Here is a 2,410-nt window from a genome sequence, read left to right on the forward strand (position 1 = left end):
GCACTGGTCGCCCTGCGGGGCGCGTCCTTCGCCTACGAGGACGGCCCGCCCGTGCTCACCGGCCTCGACTTCGAGGTGCGCGAGGGGCGCGCGCTCGCGCTGCTGGGCCGCAACGGCAGCGGCAAGACGACCCTGATGCGGCTGCTGAGCGGTGGACTGCGGCCGGACGGGGGCGAGTTGACCGTGGCGGGCCGGCCCGTCCGGTACGACCGCAAGGGGCTGACCCGGCTGCGGACGACCGTGCAACTGGTGGTGCAGGACCCCGACGACCAGTTGTTCGCCGCGTCAGTCGGCCAGGACGTGTCGTTCGGGCCGCTCAACCTCGGCCTGTCCGACGCCGAGGTGCGGGCCCGGGTGGCCGAGGCACTGGCCGCGCTGGACATCACCGCCCTCGCCGAGCGTCCCACGCACCTGCTCTCCTACGGGCAGCGCAAGCGGACGGCGATCGCGGGCGCGGTCGCCATGCGGCCCCGCGTCCTGATCCTCGACGAACCGACGGCGGGCCTCGACCCCGACGGCCAGGAGCGGCTGCTCGCCACCCTCGACGGGCTGCGCGCGAACGGCACCACGGTCGTCATGGCCACCCACGACGTGGACCTCGCCCTGCGCTGGGCCGACGACGCGGCGCTGCTCACGCCGTCCGGCGCCCGCACCGGGCCGGCCGCCACGGTGCTGGCCCGCACGGACCTCCTCGCGGCGGCGGGGCTGCGGTTGCCGTGGGGGGTGGCGGCGGCCCATCTCCTGCGGGCACGGGGGCTGTTGGCCGACACCGCCACCGGCCCCCGCACCCCGGAGGAACTGATGGCGGCGGCCTCGGCGGATCCCCGGCCCTCCGGCCACTGACCGCGCCGTCCGGCGGTCCGCCTTCCCGGTGGTCCGCCTTCCCGGTGGTCCGAACGGGCCCCGACCGCACACGCGCACGAACACGACACCACGCGAACGAAAGGCGGTCGACCGGCAAGCGCTCCCGCCGCGCGGGGCGCGACGCCGCGAGGCGCACCTGTCCCGCCCCGTTCCGGGACGCGAAGGAGCGGGCCGGACCCGTCCCGTGGGCCGCTCGGACATACCGACGGGCATATCGACGGGCACACCGGCGGGCACACCGACGGGCGTTCGACCGCCTTATCACGTCACCGCCGTTCCCACGGAGCGTTCCCGGCGAAGTTGATTCCATGGTTGGACCATGCAGCTCCTCCCGCCCCGGCGCACGGCGGGATGACTACCATGAGTCAGTCTTTAGATCCGGAGAGTGACCGCCCTCCCGGCGGATCCGTCCCGACCCGCGGTCGGCACACGCCGGCCGGCCCGTCTTCTTCTTGCACCCGAGCACCGAAGGGCCGCGGAATGTCAGTGCCTGCACCACCCAGCCAGCACCGGCCGGCGAAGGCGCCACTGGCCTCGCCGGCCGTACCCGCGGCCGTCCTGGGGGTGAGCGCGGCGGCGGCCGGGGCGGCGGTGGCGGTGGCGCCGGCCGGCGCCACCGCCTGGACACTGGTGACGGCCCTGGCCGCCTGGTGCTGCGTGGCCGCCACGGTCGCCGCCGGCGCCCTGCTCGTCCGCCGGGCCCGGCAGGCGTCCTGGACACGGGGCGGCGAGGCGGACCGGCTGAAGGCCCGACTGGCGCATGCCGCCGACGAGTCGGCGCACCTGGTGGCCGTCACGATGCCCGCCGTCGCCGAGCGGCTGCGCGACGGGGCCGACGCGAAGGACGCCCTCGCGGGCGTGACGCCACCGTCCGATCCGCAACTGCGGCGGATCGCGCACACCTTCGCCGCCGTCGTCGAGGAGTCGGTGCGGCACGCCGCGGCCCTGGACGCCGAACGCCGGCGGGCCCGGCGGGAGCTGGACGAGATCGCCGCCGAGCTGGAACGGCTCACCCTCAGGACGCTGCCGGCCGTCGTGGCGGAGCTGCGCGAGGGCCGCTCGGCGGACAAGGTGCTCGCCTCGTTCGACCGGCCGCGCAGCACGCTGCTGGGGGCCTCCGCCGAATCGTTCGTCCGGGAGCTCGCGCTCAGCGAGCGCCGGGCCGTCGCGGCACAGGTCACCTCGGCGAAGGCCCTGAGCCGGGTGCAGGCCAAGACGGTCGCCATGCTCGCCGACCTCAGGGAGATGCAGGAGCGGCACGGCGAGGAGGTCTTCGGCGACCTGCTGAAGCTGGACCACACCGCCTCGCAGCTCGGCCTCGTGACGGACCGGCTGGCGCTGCTCATGGGCGGCCGGTCCAGCCGGGCGTGGAACAAGCCGATCGTCATGGAGAGCATCCTGCGCGGCGCGGTCGGCCGGATCGCCGCCTACCGGCGGGTGCGGATGCACTCCTCGAGCACGGCGGCGATCTCCGGGTTCGCGGCGGAGGGCGTGATGCACCTGCTCGCCGAACTGATGGACAACGCCGCCAACTTCTCGCCGCCGA

1 protein-coding gene and 1 pseudogene are annotated in these 2,410 nt (G+C 75.4%); both read left to right on the plus strand.

The window, feature by feature from the left end; translation table 11 throughout:
- A partial coding sequence (locus tag B7L92_RS31010; protein WP_255311218.1) for an energy-coupling factor ABC transporter ATP-binding protein occupies positions 1-843 on the plus strand: 843 nt, incomplete at its 5' end.
- Positions 844-1,344: 501 nt separating this feature from the next.
- Positions 1,345-2,410, plus strand: a pseudogene (locus B7L92_RS31015) (ATP-binding protein); the annotation flags it as partial.

It is taken from the genome of Streptomyces viridosporus (genome assembly GCF_002078235.1).
Classification (GTDB): domain Bacteria; phylum Actinomycetota; class Actinomycetes; order Streptomycetales; family Streptomycetaceae; genus Streptomyces; species Streptomyces viridosporus.